A 16462-nucleotide genomic window follows, 5' to 3' on the forward strand; every position below is an offset into this window, starting at 1 on the left:
GCTCGATCAGGCGCGCGAAGCAGCATCCTTCGGATACGACGCATCGCCGTTCCACGACAGATAGCCGTAAGTGTCGGCCTGGCGATCGGCGCCCTGCGTGTAGACGTCGTACTTGGCAGCGGCGCCGTCGGTGTACGGATCGGCCTTGGCGATGGCGCCATCGGTGTACGGGTCAGCCTTGCCGACAGCACCTTGGGTGTACGGGTCGAAGCGATCGTTCTTCCACGAGAGATAGCCGTAGGTATCAGCTTGACGGTCCGCACCTTGGCTATAGACGTCGTACTTGGCGGCAGCACCCTGCGTATAGGGGTCAGCCTTGGCGGCAGCGCCTTGCGTGTACGGATCGGCGCGACCTTGCACAGCGGCAGCGGCCGGCTGGGCCGACAGCAGCGCTGCGGAAGCGGAAAGCGTGGCCACCAAGGCCAGCAGCGTATTGCGGGAGAAAGCGGTTGCGAGACGGGTGTTCATGATGGGCTCCTGATCTGTCTGGATATTCGGTTGCGCTCAGTTCGTTGCGCTTGAGATCAGAATAGATCGTTGCCCTTGATGAATAAATACGCAATCCAAGAAAATACTGTTCTCCAGAAATCAACAATTACGAGGGGGCCATGACGCCGATAAAGTGGCTCACGCCTCATATTTGTGGGGTAAATCTGAAACAAGAGACCCCAAAAAAAACCGCGTACGTGGACGCGGTTTTGGTCGTGCTCGGCGAACCTACTGCTGCGCCGGGTGACCCGGACGCGGTGCGCCGGGAACCTCGGCCACTGGCCGCCCCGCCTGCTTGTTGCGCCACCAGCCCATCAGCGTCAACGCCAGCCAGAAGAACTGGGTGAGGAACGACGCAAGATTGAACGCGCCCATCAACGAAATCAGGATGCAAATCGGTCCAAGGAGATTGAGGCGAACGGCAAATGCACCGGTCGGGGGCTTATGCAGGACCTGCACGCCAAAGTGTGCAGAGACGTACGCGGCGACGCCGACCAGACCGACAACGTCGGTAAAACCCAGGGAGGCCATGGTGTGTGCTGTGAAAGCAGAGGTTGTGGAGAAAGGGTTGCAGGTAAAACGCCGTCGCCCGCCGCTCAGTACGTCGCCGTCAGCTTGAGGGCGACGGTGCGTCGGCCGAGCGTCATGCGATCCGTGCCGTTGCGGGCGGAGAGTTGGTGGGCATAGGCAGATGCGTCCGCGCCCGTCAAAGCGGCAGACAGCGTCACGAACTTGTTGATGGGCCGCGAGAGTTCAACGCGGTAGTCGGTAAAACTGAATGCGCTGTGGTTGCGCACATGCTCGTGGCCGACGTGCAGCCCGAGCGTGAAGTTGTTCGGCAAGGGCACGGCCCAGTTGGCTTCGGCGTAAGTGGAGCCGCGGCTGCCGCGGTCGATGCCGTCAGCCAGCGAATTGCCATCGAAGCCGAAGTAGTTCGACAGCGTCGTCCATAACTTGACCGACACGCCGCGCCAGCCGGCGCCCACCATCCATTCCGTGTAGTCGTAGCCGGTGGCGGGGCCGCCGCCAGCGGCCTTGTCGTAGCGGGCACCGGGATACCAGTAGCGATAGAGCCCGGTGGTCAGCTCGACGCCGTGCGCGACAGTGGCGGCATAGCCAAGGTAGGTGTCGATTTCGGCATGCGCACCGGCGATGACGTGGTCGCTGACCTGCGAGCCCCACACGCCGGCATAAAAACCGCTCGGCGATGTGTAGTCGACGCCCGCTTGGAGCGCAGGTTTTCCCCATGTCTGGCGCAGGCCGCGCGACACGTATTGCGAGACAACCGATGCGTTGGCCGACCAGCGCCTGTCATCGCCCGCTGGCACCTCGTCCGCCAATGCGGGCAGCGCAGCAGCACACGCCGCCGCCCCGCCCAGCATTGCGGTGACCTTGCGCCAGCGCATCAGGCAGCCACCAGTTCATCGGCCACAAGCGGCTTGGCCGGCGCCTGCAGCGGCGATTTGCCGTGCACATAGAACGCCGCATCCGAGCGGGCAAGCGGCGCCACACCGCGAATCCGGTCGGCGATCTTCTCGGCCATCATGATCGTCGGCGCGTTCAGGTTGCCGGTGATGATGCGCGGCATGATCGACGCATCCACCACGCGCAGACCCTGCAAGCCGTGCACGCGGCCTTCGTTGTCGACGACGGCCATCGGATCGTCGGCCGAACCCATCTTGCAGGTGCAGGACGGATGCAGCGCAGTTTCGGCGTGTTGCCGCACAAAGGCGTCGATCTCGGCGTCGGTCTGAACGCTCGGGCCTGGGCTGATCTCGCGACCGCGGTATTGGTCGAACGCACGCTGCGCGATGATGTCGCGCGTGATGCGCACACCGGCGCGGAATTCACGCCAATCCACGTCATGCGCCATGTAGTTGAAGAGGATGCGCGGCTTGTCCCGCGGATCGCGCGAGGCCAGCTTCACGTAACCGGTGGACGGCGAACGCATCGAGCCCACGTGGCACTGGAACCCATGCATCTTCACCGGGTTGCTGCCGTCGTAGTTCACGGCCAGCGGCAGGAAGTGGTACTGGATGTTCGGCCACTCGAAGCTGTCGTCGCTGCGGATGAACCCGCCCGCCTCGAAGTGGTTGCTGGCGCCGGGGCCCGTGCCGTGCATGTACCACTCCAGTCCGACCTTCGGCTTGTTGTACCAAAGCGTGTTTTCGTAGATCGACACCGGGCGCAGGCACTCGTACTGGATGTACATCTCCAGATGGTCCTGCAGGTTATCACCCACGCCGGGCAGATGTGCGACCGAGTGGATGCCCAGGGCGCGCAGCTCGTCGGCATTGCCCACGCCCGAGCGCTGCAGCAACTGCGGCGAAGCAATGGCGCCACTGGCGACGATCACCTCGCGGCGCGCACGCCATGTTTCGCGGTTGCCATCCATCAGTGCCTCGAGGCCGACCGCACGCGTGCCATCGAAGATCACGCGATCGGCCAGCACGCGCGGCAGCACCGTCAGCGTGGACCGCTTGCGCGCCTCGTCGAGATAGCACAGCGATGTGCTGGCGCGGCGGCCCTTGGCGGTGACGGTGCGATCCATCGGGCCCAGGCCTTCCTGGCGATAGCCGTTCAGGTCGTCCGTGGCCGGAATACCGGCTTGCTCACCGGCTTCGATAAAGGCGTGGAACAGCAGGCTGTTGTCGTGCTTGGGCGTGGTGACCTGCAGCGGGCCGGAATCGCCGTGCCAGTCGTTGGCGCCCTTGTCATACGTTTCCGATTTGCGGAAGTACGGCAGGCAGTCGGCATACGTCCAGTCGGGCAAGTTGAAATCGCTCGCCCAGCGCTCGTAGTCCATCGCGTTGCCACGAATGAAACACATGCCGTTGATGAGCGACGACCCGCCCAGCCCCTTGCCGCGGCCTTGCGCCATGCGGCGATTGTTCATGTGCGGCTCGGGTTCGGTTTCGTAGGCCCAGTTGTACGTGGTGCCTTGCAGCGGATACGCCAGCGCCGCCGGCATCTGCGTGCGGAAATCCCAGCGGTGGTCGGGGCCGCCGGCTTCGAGCAGCAGCACGGTGACGTCCGCGTCTTCGGTCAGGCGCGCAGCCAGCGTGCAACCGGCCGAGCCCGCGCCCACGATGATGTAGTCGTACTCCTGTACGGTGTTTGTGGTCAAAACATGCCCTCCGTTCTTACTCAGCACCGGCGCCGAACCAGCCCATCGGCTGCGGTGCGAGGTTGATGTAGCTGTGCTTCAGTTCGGTGTACTCGTCCAGGCCGCCGCGGCCCAGTTCGCGGCCGATGCCGCTGGCCTTGTAGCCGCCCCACGGCGCTTCAGGGAAGTACGGGTGATAGTCGTTGGCCCACACGGTTCCGAAACGCAGTGCGCGTGTCACGCGGTTTGCGCGGTTCAGATCGGCTGTCCACACAGCGCCGGCCAAGCCGAACGGCGTGGCGTTGGCGCGGCGCACCGCTTCTTCTTCGGTGGAGAAACGTTCAACGGTGAGCGCCGGGCCGAAGATTTCTTCGGTGGCGATCTTCATGTCGTCGCGCACGTTGGCGAGCACAGTGGGCTCCAGCCAGAAGCCGCGCTCGAACGCCTTGCCTTCAGGCGCCTTGCCGCCACAGCGCAGCACGGCACCTTCCTGCACGCCGGCCTGGATCATGTTGAGGATCTTCTGGCGCTGGAATGCCGACTGCACTGGGCCCATCTCCGTACCTTCGGCAAAGCCGTTCCCGATACGGATGCGCTTGACGCGCTCGACCACCGCATCGACAAAGCGGTCGTGAATGCCGTCTTGCAGCATCAGGCGCGATCCGGCCGAGCACACTTGGCCCGCGTGGAAAAACGCCGCATTGACCGCGTAATCGACAGCGGTATCGAAGTCCGCGTCGTCGAAGATGATGTTCGGGTTCTTGCCGCCCAGCTCCAGGGCGACTTTCTTGAAGTTGCCGATGGCTGCATTCATGACCGCCGCGCCGGCAACCGCGCCCCCCGTGAACGAAACGAGATCCACGTCCAGATTGCGCGACAGCTCGGCCCCGGCCTCGCCCGCACCGGTGACAAGGTTGAACACGCCCGCCGGCACGCCCACCTCGATCAGCAGTTCGGCAAAGCGGTGCGTGGTCAGCGGCGTCAGGTTGCTCGGCTTGACGATGACGGTGTTGCCCGCACCCAGCGCCGGCGCGATTTTCCAGGCGGCTTGCAGCAGCGGGTAGTTCCACGGCGTGATGAGGCCGCACACGCCCACCGGTTCGCGCAGCGTACGGCTGATGACCGTGTCCGGCGCCTCGTTGATGAGGCCGGATTCCGTGGCAACCAACCCCGCGAAATAGCGGAACGTCGCGGCAATGCCGTCCATGTCCCAGCGGCTTTCGGTGATCGTCTTGCCGGTGTTGAGCGATTCGAGCGTCGCGAGGTTCTCGGCGTCCGCGTCAATGGCGTCGGCAATGCGGTTGAGCAGGCGAGCGCGATCGCGGGTGCCCGTCTGGCGCCACGGGCCTTCGTCAAACGCGCGGCGGGCGGCGGCAATGGCACGCTGCACATCGGCCACGGAGGCATCGGCCGCCTGCGTCAGGACGTTTTCGGTGGCGGGATCGACGATGTCGCGGTACACGCCGCCTTCAGGCTGGACCCACTGGCCGTCGATATAGAGATCAAGACGGGGTGCCAGCGTGGCGGAATGGAATTCGGTGGAAAGGGAAGCTTGCGTCATATCCAGTACCCCTGTGGATGGCTGGCGCACAAAGAGACGGCGCCCGAAATGCCGACACCGTAGCGTCTTGGCAGACGACATTCGGTGCGGCGACCCAGAAATTCACTGTTGGTATTTTTATTTACCTTCGGAGAATTTTGGACTAGTCTAGGAAAAATTAGTTGCGTCAGGCCAATCGTTATGGCCTAACGATGACGAATTTCGATAAATTTTGACTATTTTTAACGCGCTATACTCTTGGGAATCACTGCCAGTAAATCCGCCCCATGACCGCCGCAGCACTTCCGCCGCCCGACGGCCCCATCGATGACGACAGCTTTGCCGGCCGCCTCAAAGGCGTGCTCACACGCGGCCGCATCCAGCTCAAGCAAGTGGCGGCGGCACTCGGCGTGTCGCCGTCGGCGGTCCACAAATGGACGCGTGGCGGCGAGATCGAATACGCCAACCTGCTGGCATTGGCCCGCTTCCTGAACGTGAATTGGCTGTGGCTGCGCTACGGCGATCGCGCCCTCGCCGATCTGGAAGCCAGCCTGGCCACCGACGCCCGCGCCCGCGAAGGCCGCCAGAAACACATCGCGGCCATCATGGAAAGCGAGGCGCGCATGACCTTCGCGCAGGAGATTTCCGGCGTGGTCACGTGGGAGTGGAACCTGTTGACCGACGCGGTCGCGTATTCACCGAATGCCGCGCGCCTCTTTGGCCGGCCGATCCGGACGCTGGACGATTTTTGGCAATGCGTGCTTCCCGAAGACGTGCCCGGCGTGCGGGCCGCGGTCTCGCAGAACCTCAGCGCGGGCGGCGTCTACGAGCATGAATTCCGCATTGCGCCGGCGCCGGACGTGGTCCGCTGGATCGTCTCACGGGCAACGCTCGTGCGTGATGCGCAGGACCGCCCGGTCAAGATGATCGGCCTGAGCCTGGACACCACGGAGCGCCACACCGCCGAAGCCGCGTTGCGCGATTCGGAAGCGTTGCTGGCCAAGGCGCAGCAGATCGCCCACCTCGGCAGCTGGCTCTGGGAACCGGGCACCGATGCCTGCCGATGGACGGACGAGGCTTACCGCATCTTCGGCTGGGCGCCGCAATCCACACCCGTGACGATGGCGCGCTATCTGGAGGCCATCGTTCCCGCCGATCGCCCCCGCGTGCAGGCCGTGCTGGACCGCGCCGTGGCATCGCGCCAACCGTATCGCGTTGAATACACCATCACCCTTCCCGACGGTTCGCACCGCCATCTTCGTGAAGAAGGCGAAGCGCAAGACCCGTCAGCCGCCACGCCCACGATGATCGGCGCGGCGCAGGACATCACCGCTGAAGTGGAAGCCCAAGCCGCCTTCCGCGACAGCGAGGCCAAGCTGCGGACGTTGTTCGAACAGGTGCCCGTCGGCATCGCGCAGGTCAGTCTGGAAGGCCGCTGCCTGCGCGCCAACCCGTGGCTTTGCACGCTGCTGGGCCAGTCCGAAACAGCGCTGCAGCAACGCACGCTGCTCGACCTCACACACCGCAACGACCTGGCCCGCCACCTGCGCCTATACGGTGAGTTGCTCGCCGGCACGGTACCAACGTATGCGCTATCGCTGCAGTTGGTACGCGGGGATGGCTCTGCCGTACTGGCGCGGATCACCACGTCCTTGGCGCGCGATACAGCTACGGACGCACCGCTGCATCTGATTACCGTGGTCGACACCGTGCCCGAGGCGGGCGCCTCGTAGCCCACGGCACACCCCCGACGTCGCAGACGTCAACTTCTGACAATCCCGTCAATCATTGCGATTTTTTCCGGCATGCCTGGAGGGCCGGCATAGACTCCAAAAAACTTATAGTTAATTTATCAACCTCCAGTAATTAAAGCGTCACCCCGGTTTTTTGGGGTCTGATGCGTACAGAACAAGGAGATCGGTTTGGCTTCTTCCTCCGCCGCTCGCGCGGCCCATCATCAACGCACGCTGCAGTGGGGCTACCGCTGGGCCCTATGGGCCGCCATCCTGTGGGGCGCTTGGTACGTGCCCGGCACGGCCGTCTGGCATGAATCCCCCTTCGCCGCGATGGACCTTTCCGACCCGCGCGTCTTCCTCGTCTGCGCAGCGGTCATCACGGCGTTTCATAGCGTCATGGTGACGGTCTTCCAGTGGGTGTGGCTCGGCTCGCTCGGCAAGCTGGGGGATTACTTCCGCACCCTCGGCCAATTCCGCAAGATCTCCCGCTGGTACTTCATTGCGGCGGTCGTGGGCGGACTGATGGCCAACTTCGGCTCGTATCTCGCGATGGGCTATGTGGGCGCCGTGTTTGCGGCCGTGGCGGGACTGCTGTATCCGGTGGTGGGCGCGACAGTGGCCAAGCTTTGGTACAACGAGCGCATCAGCGCACGGGCGGCGGTGGGTATCGCCATCATCATCCTGGGCGGCGTGGCGATCTACGCGCCGGCACTGATGGCCGAATCGCACAGCGGCAGCCATCAGTGGATCGGCTATCTCGGTGGCGCCATGGCCGCCATCGGCTGGGGCCTGGAAGGCGCGATCGTCGGCCGCGCCATGGACGTGACGGACCCCGACTGCGGCGTCTCCATCCGCTACACCGCCGAGGCCATCTACTGGGTCGTCTTCATCCTGCCGGCCATCGCGTTGTTCGTGCATGTGCCGGTGCCCGTGACGGAGATTGCCTCGGGCATCGTCCATAGCAAGGCGCTGCTGTGGCTGGTCGTGGGCGGCCTCACCTTCTCGTTCTGCGCAGTCGCCTGGTACAAGTCGTTCCCGTTGATCGGCGTGGGACGCGGACAGGCGCTCGGCGCGTTCTACGCAATGTTCGCGACCCTCTTCACGGCCATCTTCACGCTGCAGTTTCCGGAGTGGTACTTCCTGATCGGCTTGGCGCTGGTGATCTTTGGCGGCTTCGTGATGGTGTCGGAAAGCGCGGAAAACCTGGAAGTCATCCGCGGCGGCGCGGCACCTGTAACCACGGAGACGCACGCATGAAACTGCACATGAAGGGCTACATCCTGCAACTGCTCGCGGGCAGCGACATGCTGTGGGACAGCGAAATCGCCCATCGCACCTGCATCGAATACGGCAAACCCGAAGACGAGTACTGGACGGGCAGCATCCGCGCCATCCTCGCAGACCTGTACTCCGGAGGCCTGGTGCAAACACCCGAAGACCAGCTCGACGAAGCCACCAACAAGGTGCACTTCCGCTACGCCATCACCGAGTTTGGCCGTCAACGCATGGCCGACACCGGCCTGCTCGACCTCGAATCGAAGGAGACCACGCAATGACGCAGTATTGGGGCTATCCGTTTGCCGACGTCCTGGCGATCGTGGTGATCGTCGGGCTGAGCGCGCTGGCGCTGTATCAGGCACGCACGTACACGAAACAACTCTGACGCTGAGCGTCGCAAGGAAAAAAACGGCCCGCTGGCGTGACTTGCCAGCGGGCCGTTTTGCTTGGGTGTCGCTTATGCGCTCAGCGCCGGATCGGACGCGCTGACACGGCCGGTTTCAACGTGGCCGGCAAGGCGACGCTCGAAGCCGGCATCGCTGCTGGCCGTGACGGTCACGTCGTACCAGGCGTGCTGGCCGCGCAGGTCCAGGTACACCGCCGCATCGTCACCGCCGCGCACTTCGCGTTGCACGCTCTCGCCCGTGTAGGCGCTCTTGATGGTGAAGACGGTAGACGCGCGGCCGCGGTTGATGAGACGCAGTTGCAGGTTGCCGTTGGCCACGTCGTAGCCTTCCTTCACTTCCAGCGCACGGCCATGCGGACGCAGCAGGCCCGACAGCGTGAGCTTGCCGACAAAGCGGCGCAGGAAGCCGTTCGGGCCGTGGACCGTGAAGTCATACGCGCCGCCTGCGTTGACGGCCAGCTTGTCCGACAGGCGCTTGCCCGCCTCGACCGTGTAGGTGCGCGGTGCGTCCGTGCTGCCGGCGGTGTAGACGAGGAAGGCGGCGCCCAGGTCCCCGGTGTTCACGAATTCCAGTTGGAACTTGCCGGCGGCTTCGTCCTGGCGGCCGCGCACGAACAGTTCGTACGGCAGCGCACGCGATGGGCGCACGCCGGCTTCCTGCTTCGGCACGGCCTGCACCAGCGGGGGCAGCGGCACGTAGCTGGCGTGGCGCAGCTTGTCTTTCGGCACGTAGGCGGCAGTGCTCGGCAGCGCGGGCACCACCTCGTTGGGCGTGGCGAAGTTGAACGCCGACGTCAGATCGCCGCAGACGGCGCGACGCCACTTCGAGATGTTGGGCGAGCGCACGTTGTGCGTGCGCTTGAAGCGCTGCTCGATGAAACGGATGATCGACGTGTGGTCGAACGTTTCCGAACACACGAAGCCGCCCTTGGACCACGGCGACACCACGAGCATCGGCACGCGCTGGCCCAGGCCGTAGCTGCCGGCGCCGTACGTGCTGTTGCCCGGAAAGTATTCGCCCGTGGTGTCGACCGTCGACAGGCCATTGCTGCCCGACGATGCAAACGGCGGGACGAGGTGGTCGAAGAAACCATCGTTCTCGTCGTAGGTGATGAACACCGCGGTCTTGCTCCACACCTCGGGGTTGGAGGTCAGGACCTGCAAGACTTGATCGATGTACCAGGCACCGTAGTTGGCCGGCCAGTTCGGATGCTCGGAGAACGCTTCCGGCGCGGCAATCCACGACACCTGCGGCAGCGTGCCGTTCTGCACGTCGCGCTTGAGGATGTCGAAGTAGCCGTCGCCGGCTGCTGCGTTGGTGCCGGTGCGCGCCTTGTCGTACAGCGGGCTGCCGGGCTGTGCATTCTGGTATTGCTTGAAGTACAGCAGCGAGTTGTCGCCGTAGTTGCCGATGTAGGCGTCGCTCGTCCAGCCCCAGGAGCCCGCGGCGTCCAGGCCCGTGCCGATGTCCTGGTAGATCTTCCACGAGATGCCGGCGGCTTCGAGCACCTCCGGATACGTCGACCAGCCGTAGCCGGCTTCAGCGTTGTCGATCACGGGGCCGCCGCCGACGTTGTCGTTGCCGACATAGCCGGTCCACATGTAGTAGCGGTTCGGGTCGGTCGACGTAGGCGTCGCGCAGTGATAGGCGTCGCAGATGGTGAAGGCGTCGGCCAGCGCATAGTGGAACGGAATGTCCTGGCGCGTCAGGTAGGCCATCGTCGTGGTGCCCTTGTGCGGGACCCAGCCATCGTAACGGCCGCCGTTGACGGCAAGGTGCGTGTCGTTCCAGCCGTGCGGCAGGTCTTGCAGGAACTGCAGGCCCAGATCGGGCGCGCTCGGGCGGAACGGCAGCACTTCACCCACGCCACCGGCCATCGGCTGATGCCACACGCTCTTGCCGGTCGGCAGCGTGACGGTGCGCGTATCGCCATACCCGCGCACGCCACGCAGCGTGCCGAAGTAATGGTCGAACGAGCGGTTTTCCTGCATGAGGATCACGATGTGCTGCACGTCTTCGATCGTGCGGTGCGTGTTATGGGCGGGAATCGCCAGCGCCTGGCGAATGCCTTCGGGCACCGCGCCCATGGCTGCGGAAGCAGCAGCCAACTGGGCAGCGGAACGGAGAAAACCACGGCGACTGTTGGAGGTCATGTTTTCGTCCTGATGTCTGAGTGTTTTGGGGTTGGGGGGAGTGGGGGGGGGACAACACGGGGCGGCGACTGATTGCACGCAGTGAGCAAGTCAATCGACGGTATCGGCGAGCGCTGACGCCAAGCCGTGTCGCGGGACAACGGCCTCAGGCGACGACGCAGACAGGGCGGCGCCGGCTTTTCGGTACGCAAACACAGATGACCTCCTGATGACTTCAGCAAGCCGGACTGTGCAGCGCGCGGCGTTTGCTCACCACGCGCTAAGGTAGAAAGGATTCATGTCGGTTACGTGAAGACGCCACGCGCCGACTCCGTCACGCGCGATCCATAGATTGATGGAATAGTGTTGCAAGTGCGAATAATTCTCATCTACACTGCAGCGCACCAAATGGCGCCTTCGCAGCAGACCCGCTGCTCGCATTGCGTACATACCTAGAAGAACGACCCTCGCTTGCAGCTTCCTCACAGGAGCCTTGCATTCCCGCCTGCCTCTGACGCGGCCCCTACATCTGGACCCCCTGTGCTGCAGGGCCGAGCCCCGCTCGCCTGCACACGCTCATGTCCCGTAGGAGCCCTCGTGCAACGTCGATCTGATACCGCCGCCCACACCGAAACCGCATCTGCTGCCGCCGCGGCCGGCAACCTCCGTCTTGAATCCATTCCCGCGCTGCGCGACGCCGGCGTGCAGGCCGAACATTGGTCGGCAGCGCAGCAGTTGGCACGCCGCCGGGTGCTGTCGCGCCTGTTGCAGGCGCTGTTTCGTGAAGCGCTGCTCAGCGCAGACCAACTCATCGCCGATACACGCGCCGATGTGACCTTGCTGCCGATCTGGCAGCAGCGTGTGCTGTTGCGCTTCACCGGCTTGCGGCCGGGCGCGCTCGGTAGCTGGACGCTGACGGGCGACGTCGCTGTCCTGGCGCACGGTCGCCCGCCCATGGCCATCGAGCGCCCCTCCGCCCTGCTCCACTGGCTCACGCCCATGCTCGACATGGGCGATGCCGCCGACGCCCCTCGCCTCGCCGCCATTGCCCGGCTCGCGACGGAACTGGACAACAGCCAGGACAACGACACGCTCTGCCAAGCCTATCGGCTCGCCTGGGGCGAGCGTCTGGCTGCCGAGCACCGCGCCGCGGCGTCGCAAGACGCGTTGGCCTTGCTCTGCGGCGACGGCACGCCGCACGCCCTGGCGCGTACCGAGCAATGGGGCACCGGCGGCCACCCGTGGCATCCGGCGTACAAGACACGGCTGGGGCTCGCGCCTGAGCAGGTCATCGCGCTCTCCCCCGAATTCGAGGCACAGGTGCCGCTCGGCCTGGTGGCCGTGGCGGCGCATCGTCTGCAGATCACGACGATGGACGATGTGCAGCCGTACGCCGACTGGTTCGCGGCGACCTTCCCCGACGCCATGGCGGCGTTTCGCAAAGCCCTGCTGGCAAGTCAGCTCGCACCCGAAGCGTGGCTGCCGCTGCCCGTTCACCCTTGGCAGCGCGACACGACACTCGGCGAGACCTTCGCCGCGGAATTTGCCGCAGGCGAACTGATCCGCCTGCCGGACATCAGCATCGCCGCCCGGCCAACGATGTCATTCCGCACGGTGGCCGCGACGAACGCGCCGGGCGGCCCCATGCTCAAGCTGCCCGTGAGCATGCGGCTGACGAGCGTCGAGCGCACCGTGTCGCCCAAATCGGCCGTGATGGGCCCGCGCGTGAGCGCGCTGCTCGAACGCATCCTCGCGAACGACGCCGCGTTGGCGAGCGTCCTGTCGATCGTGCCGGAACGCCACGGCATCCACTTGGCCGGCACCGACGATGAGCGCGCGCGCCATCTCTCGATGATCGTGCGCGACAACCCGACCACGCGCATTGCCGGCAACCAGCGGCTGCTGCCGGTCGGCGCGCTCTTCACGCCGGACTTCACCGCCGACATGACGCAGGCAGCGGCGCCGATGCTGCTGGATACCGTGCTGGCGCGCCAGGCCGGCGGCACCCGCGCCGAGCGGGCCGAACGTTTCTTCGAGGCATACCTGCGCGTCGCCATTCCGGCCATCGTCGGCCTCTACCTGCGTTACGGCATTGCGCTGGAGGCGCATCAGCAGAACACCTTCGTCGTCATCGACGCGGCCGGCATGCCGGTGCGGCTGGTGGTGCGCGACTTTGGCGACGTGAAGATCGCGTTGCCAACGCTGCAGGCGCAAGGCTTCTCGATCACGCCGTTCCGCGCCGGCCACACCACGTATCCCGATCGGGACATTCCGCGCAAGAAGCTGATCCACGCCTTCCTGCTGTGCCATATCGGTGAACTGGCGCTGGGGCTGTTCCCGGACCACGGCAGCACGGCCGGGCTGCGCCAATGGCGTGATGCCATGCACGCCGTGTTCGAGGCGAACCGCACCACCATGAATGCCGACACGTGGTCGCACGAACGCCACTCGCTGCTGGAAGCGCCGTGGACGTTCAAGACGTTTGTCCGCATGCGTCTGCGCGACCAGTCCGACGACATGCACGCCGCGCTGCCCAACCCACTGGGCGCAGCGGACCGAGCATGAGCCCGGCAACGCCCGTCCACACGTGGCGCAGCGCCATCCGGTGGCTCCTTGTCATCCAGGCCCTTTCGATGGGCGCCATGGAGATGACGGGCCCGTTCTGGCCGCTGTTTCTGCGTGAACTGACGCCGTTGCCGGCGGTGCCGTTCGCGTGGGTGGCCAGTGCAGCCTACTTTGCACCGATGGCGGCCACGCTCGTCACCGCGCCATGGTGGGGGCGCCTCGCCGACCGTGTCGGACCCAAGCCGATGATCCTGCGGGCGCTGGTCGCGCTGGCGGCGTCACAGCTGTGGTCCGTCTATGCAGACTCGGCGGCCAGCGTGCTGTTGGCGCGTACGGTCCAAGGCGGGCTGGCGGGCTTCCTGGCGGCCGCGCAAATCTATGCGATGCGCGTGGCGCCGCCTGACATGCGCCGCCGCGTCTTCGCCGATCTGCAAACCGTCACGGCATGCGGCAGCTTCATGGCGCCGCCGGTTGGTGCGTGGCTCGTCGCGTGGATGGGTTTCCGGATGGCGAACACGGCAGGCGCGCTCGTCATCCTGGCGTGCATTCCGCTGGCGATGTTCTGCTTGCCAGGGATTGCCCCCGCTCCGCGCAACACAGCAAAACGAGCCGCCGAGACGTCGCAAGCACGGCATGCCCCGTTGGGCGGCCTGGTGGTCGGCTTGCTGCTCGGCATGGTCGCCGTGCAGGCGGCGCGCGTCATGCCGCAGGGCTTTCTCGCGCCGTACATCACCGAGACGCTGCATGGCTCGGTGATGCTGGCCGGTCTCGCCTACAGCGCCACGGCCGCGACGCTGGCGCTGTCTGCGCGCTGGTGGGCAAAGCGGTTTGCGGGACTGCCCGTGCATGTCACGCTGGGGCGCGTGTGCGCATTGACGGCAGTCTGCGGCGTCACCGCGCTCTGGCAAGGCGTTGCGCAAGGGGAAGCTGGCTTCATCGCCGCGCGCCTGGCCTGGGGCCTGTGCCTGGGCGGCCTGCTGCCGGTCCTCAACAGCCTGGTCGCTGAAACCAGCCCGGAAGATCGTCAAGGTTTTGCGTTGGGATTGTGCAGCAGCGCAGCCAAGGGTGGTGCGCTCATCGGCCTGGGCGTGGCGGCGGTATCGACGGGGGTGTTTGGATGGCGCGCTGGATTTTTCGCCATGGCGGCGGTGTACCTTGCGGCACTGGTTGCGCTGCTCGCAGTCCGGCGCGCAGCCTCACCACATGCGGCATCGGCTGCGGCGCGCGCTCAACGCGCCTGACGTCCGGCGCGCCGCTGCAGCTGTGTCTGCTCGGCGCGCCAGGCCAGATAGCCCAGGCCGAGAAACGGCCACAGCCAGCCGATCCATTGCGACAGGCTGTTGAAATGGACGAAGCGCCCAAGCCGCCAGCTCTGCGCCGACACCCACGAATACGGGCTCGGCGGCAGCACGTTGGACAGGATGATCAGCGCGATCAGCAGGGCCATGGCCAGCGCACCACGCAGCCAGCGCGGCAGCCGCACCAGCAGCACCAGCACCAGCGAGCCGACGACCAACCCAAAACGCGCGCCGGACGAAAGCCAATCCCACGCGCCGCCCAGCGGAAACTGCAGCACCGTCGCCCCCGCCTTCACCAGCAGCGCCCCGGCCAGCAGCGCAGCCAGCAGGCGCAGCATCGGCGCGCCGCGGCGCATGGCCACGCTGGCCAGCAACCCGGTGCCGATCCAGCTGCAAGCCGTGATGAGCGCTTCGAGCAGTTCCTGGCGCTGCAGTGCTTCCGGGTGCGCCGTCAGCTTGTCCTGCCAGTCGAACAGCTCCGGAAACCAGCCGTTGACGAGGTTGACCACAAACGCATCCGGCGATGGATCGAGCAGGATGCTGCGGATCACCCCGCCCATGCTGAAGAGGAATTCCTGCGGAAAGATCTGCGCGAACGGCCACACCAGCATCAGCAGGATTGCAAAGGTCGCATGCGGCTCGAACCAGCGGCGGCGCAGACGGCGCAGTCCGCCCCGGTCGATGAGCCGCGCTGAAAACGGCAGCATGACGATGCCGCCGAGCAAGGAGCCCAGCGTATTCGTCGCCAGATCGACATTGGAGGACACGCGCGTGGGCAGATAGGTCTGGATCGCCTCCATCGCGCCGGAAAGCACCAGCCCCGCCAGCAGCGACAGCAACACCGCGCGCCACCCCGTGATGCGCGGATGCAGCGCCAGCACCGTCAGCATGCCCAGCGGCATGTAGCCCCACACGTTGGTGAGCAGGTCGAAGCCGGTGTTGTAGCGCGGCAGCGGTGCGCTGAGGAAGGCAAACGGCGACACGCCGGTGTCTGTCCAGCCCGCAAACGGATACAGGCTTGCGTAGACAACCAGCAGCACGAACCACCCCAGCCCGGCGCGCGCAAGCGGCGAGTGACGATGCGAGGTGGGCGCGGCGGGTTGCGAGTGGAAGTCCGTCACCGGAGAAGCTGCAATCGAAAAGGAGGGGCGGACGTGCCCGGAAGAAGCCGCCCATGATAGCGTCCGATGCCGCGCATCACGGATGGTTCCTCCGTCCGGTTGAGAGGTCGGGAGATCAACGCCGGCGCGTACCGAATGCCGCCCCCGGCGTTGCGGGCCCGGCAGAGGTCGACGCCGCCAGCGGCAAGCCGGCCACCCAGTCCAGCACCTCGCCGATGGCCTTGTCCGACGCCTGCGTCAGTGCCGCCACACCACCCGCTGCATCAGGGCTGGGCGCCGGGGCATCGGCCTGCACTACACGCTGATCGATCACGCCGCGCGCCAGCGACACCGTCGCTCGCAACCGCACCACGCCGCGGCTGGCTTCGGGCCTGTCGAACACCTGAGAGAAGTCGACCAGCTCGACGCGCAAGCTCGGCACATCGGGCGTGGGATAGCCCACCACTTGGCCGCGCGCGGCCGCCGCGTTGCGCAGACGCGCCTCGAACAGGTTGACGGGCGATTCCACCCAGCGGCTGTTGGCGTAGACGTCGGTGCGCTGGCTTTGCGCATACGCAAGGCGGTAATAGATGGCGTTGCCGTCCATCCAGCCCGGGCCGGCCACGTCGGCCACACGCAGGGCGGTGGGCAGGCGCGCGCCAGCGCTTGCGGCCGGCGCGAGCCCAAAGTCATACAGGGCAGCGGGCGCCACGGGCGCGCTCGAGCAGGCTGCCAGGAGCGACAGCGCCATCAGCGCAGGCAGCGCGTGCGCGCGGCGGAACACAGCAGACAACATCGGCATGGACTCTCC

The 16462-nt window shown here is 65.7% G+C and carries 13 protein-coding genes; 5 read left to right on the plus strand and 8 right to left on the minus strand.

The features are described 5' to 3' along the window. Positions 1-6: 6 nt before the first annotated feature. From R2669_RS12275 to R2669_RS12295, 5 genes are all read right to left on the minus strand, one after another. Positions 7-468 (minus strand): hypothetical protein, encoded by a 462-nt coding sequence (locus R2669_RS12275; protein ID WP_316900314.1) that lies wholly within the window; start codon positions 466-468, stop codon positions 7-9. Between the two features lie 249 nt (positions 469-717). Further along, positions 718-1020 carry a CBU_0592 family membrane protein gene (locus R2669_RS12280; protein WP_027678386.1) on the minus strand — a complete coding sequence of 101 codons (303 nt, stop codon included), beginning with the start codon at positions 1018-1020 and terminating at the stop codon, positions 718-720. A gap of 65 nt (positions 1021-1085) precedes the next feature. Beyond that, a complete protein-coding gene (locus R2669_RS12285; RefSeq protein WP_316900316.1) occupies positions 1086-1895 on the minus strand; it encodes a TorF family putative porin in 810 nt (269 codons plus the stop codon). Next, positions 1895-3616: a choline dehydrogenase gene (gene betA / locus R2669_RS12290; RefSeq protein WP_316900318.1), complete on the minus strand. Its 1722-nt coding sequence runs from the start codon at positions 3614-3616 to the stop codon at positions 1895-1897. The genes R2669_RS12285 and betA overlap by 1 nt, the downstream gene beginning before the upstream one ends. A 16-nt stretch (positions 3617-3632) precedes the next feature. Continuing rightward, positions 3633-5156, minus strand: a complete 1524-nt coding sequence (locus R2669_RS12295; RefSeq protein WP_316900320.1) for an aldehyde dehydrogenase family protein — start codon at positions 5154-5156, stop codon at positions 3633-3635. A 266-nt stretch (positions 5157-5422) separates the two neighbouring features. Between R2669_RS12295 and R2669_RS12300 the strand changes: the two genes are divergently transcribed. The 3 genes from R2669_RS12300 (at position 5423) to R2669_RS12310 (ending at position 8427) form a co-directional block, all read left to right on the plus strand. Beyond that, positions 5423-6868 (plus strand): PAS domain-containing protein, encoded by a 1446-nt coding sequence (locus R2669_RS12300; protein ID WP_316900322.1) that lies wholly within the window; start codon positions 5423-5425, stop codon positions 6866-6868. Between the two features lie 189 nt (positions 6869-7057). Next, positions 7058-8128: a DMT family transporter gene (locus tag R2669_RS12305; RefSeq protein WP_316900324.1), complete on the plus strand. Its 1071-nt coding sequence runs from the start codon at positions 7058-7060 to the stop codon at positions 8126-8128. Continuing rightward, positions 8125-8427 (plus strand): hypothetical protein, encoded by a 303-nt coding sequence (locus R2669_RS12310; protein ID WP_147214000.1) that lies wholly within the window; start codon positions 8125-8127, stop codon positions 8425-8427. Before R2669_RS12305 ends, R2669_RS12310 begins: the two co-directional genes overlap by 4 nt. Positions 8428-8606: 179 nt before the next feature. Here R2669_RS12310 and R2669_RS12315 read toward each other — a convergent pair whose 3' ends face one another. Beyond that, on the minus strand, positions 8607-10709 hold the full coding sequence (locus tag R2669_RS12315) for a phosphocholine-specific phospholipase C (RefSeq protein WP_316900326.1): 2103 nt from the start codon (positions 10707-10709) through the stop codon (positions 8607-8609). 576 nt (positions 10710-11285) lie between these two features. Here R2669_RS12315 and R2669_RS12320 point away from each other — a divergent pair. Next, positions 11286-13253 carry an NRPS-independent rhizoferrin synthetase gene (locus tag R2669_RS12320; protein ID WP_316900328.1) on the plus strand — a complete coding sequence of 656 codons (1968 nt, stop codon included), beginning with the start codon at positions 11286-11288 and terminating at the stop codon, positions 13251-13253. Then, on the plus strand, positions 13250-14494 hold the full coding sequence (locus R2669_RS12325; RefSeq protein WP_316900329.1) for a rhizoferrin export MFS transporter: 1245 nt from the start codon (positions 13250-13252) through the stop codon (positions 14492-14494). The genes R2669_RS12320 and R2669_RS12325 overlap by 4 nt, the downstream gene beginning before the upstream one ends. Here R2669_RS12325 and R2669_RS12330 read toward each other — a convergent pair. Together R2669_RS12330 and R2669_RS12335 are read right to left on the minus strand one after the other, a co-directional pair. Beyond that, positions 14482-15672 (minus strand): VanZ family protein, encoded by a 1191-nt coding sequence (locus tag R2669_RS12330; protein ID WP_316900332.1) that lies wholly within the window; start codon positions 15670-15672, stop codon positions 14482-14484. The two genes, R2669_RS12325 and R2669_RS12330, sit on opposite strands and share 13 nt — an antisense overlap. Before the next feature lie 115 nt (positions 15673-15787). Next, positions 15788-16453 (minus strand): ABC-type transport auxiliary lipoprotein family protein, encoded by a 666-nt coding sequence (locus R2669_RS12335; protein ID WP_316900334.1) that lies wholly within the window; start codon positions 16451-16453, stop codon positions 15788-15790. Positions 16454-16462 lie beyond the last annotated feature (9 nt).

This window comes from Ralstonia edaphi (assembly GCF_958350185.1).
Lineage (GTDB): Bacteria > Pseudomonadota > Gammaproteobacteria > Burkholderiales > Burkholderiaceae > Ralstonia > Ralstonia edaphi.

Coding starts and splice junctions, on each gene's coding strand:
- R2669_RS12275 (WP_316900314.1), bottom strand. CDS start 468: ATGAACACCCGTCTCGCAACCGCTTTCTCCCGCAATACGCTGCTGGCC.
- R2669_RS12280 (WP_027678386.1), bottom strand. CDS start 1,020: ATGGCCTCCCTGGGTTTTACCGACGTTGTCGGTCTGGTCGGCGTCGCC.
- R2669_RS12285 (WP_316900316.1), bottom strand. CDS start 1,895: ATGCGCTGGCGCAAGGTCACCGCAATGCTGGGCGGGGCGGCGGCGTGT.
- R2669_RS12295 (WP_316900320.1), bottom strand. CDS start 5,156: ATGACGCAAGCTTCCCTTTCCACCGAATTCCATTCCGCCACGCTGGCA.
- R2669_RS12300 (WP_316900322.1), top strand. CDS start 5,423: ATGACCGCCGCAGCACTTCCGCCGCCCGACGGCCCCATCGATGACGAC.
- R2669_RS12310 (WP_147214000.1), top strand. CDS start 8,125: ATGAAACTGCACATGAAGGGCTACATCCTGCAACTGCTCGCGGGCAGC.
- R2669_RS12315 (WP_316900326.1), bottom strand. CDS start 10,709: ATGACCTCCAACAGTCGCCGTGGTTTTCTCCGTTCCGCTGCCCAGTTG.
- R2669_RS12325 (WP_316900329.1), top strand. CDS start 13,250: ATGAGCCCGGCAACGCCCGTCCACACGTGGCGCAGCGCCATCCGGTGG.
- R2669_RS12335 (WP_316900334.1), bottom strand. CDS start 16,453: ATGCCGATGTTGTCTGCTGTGTTCCGCCGCGCGCACGCGCTGCCTGCG.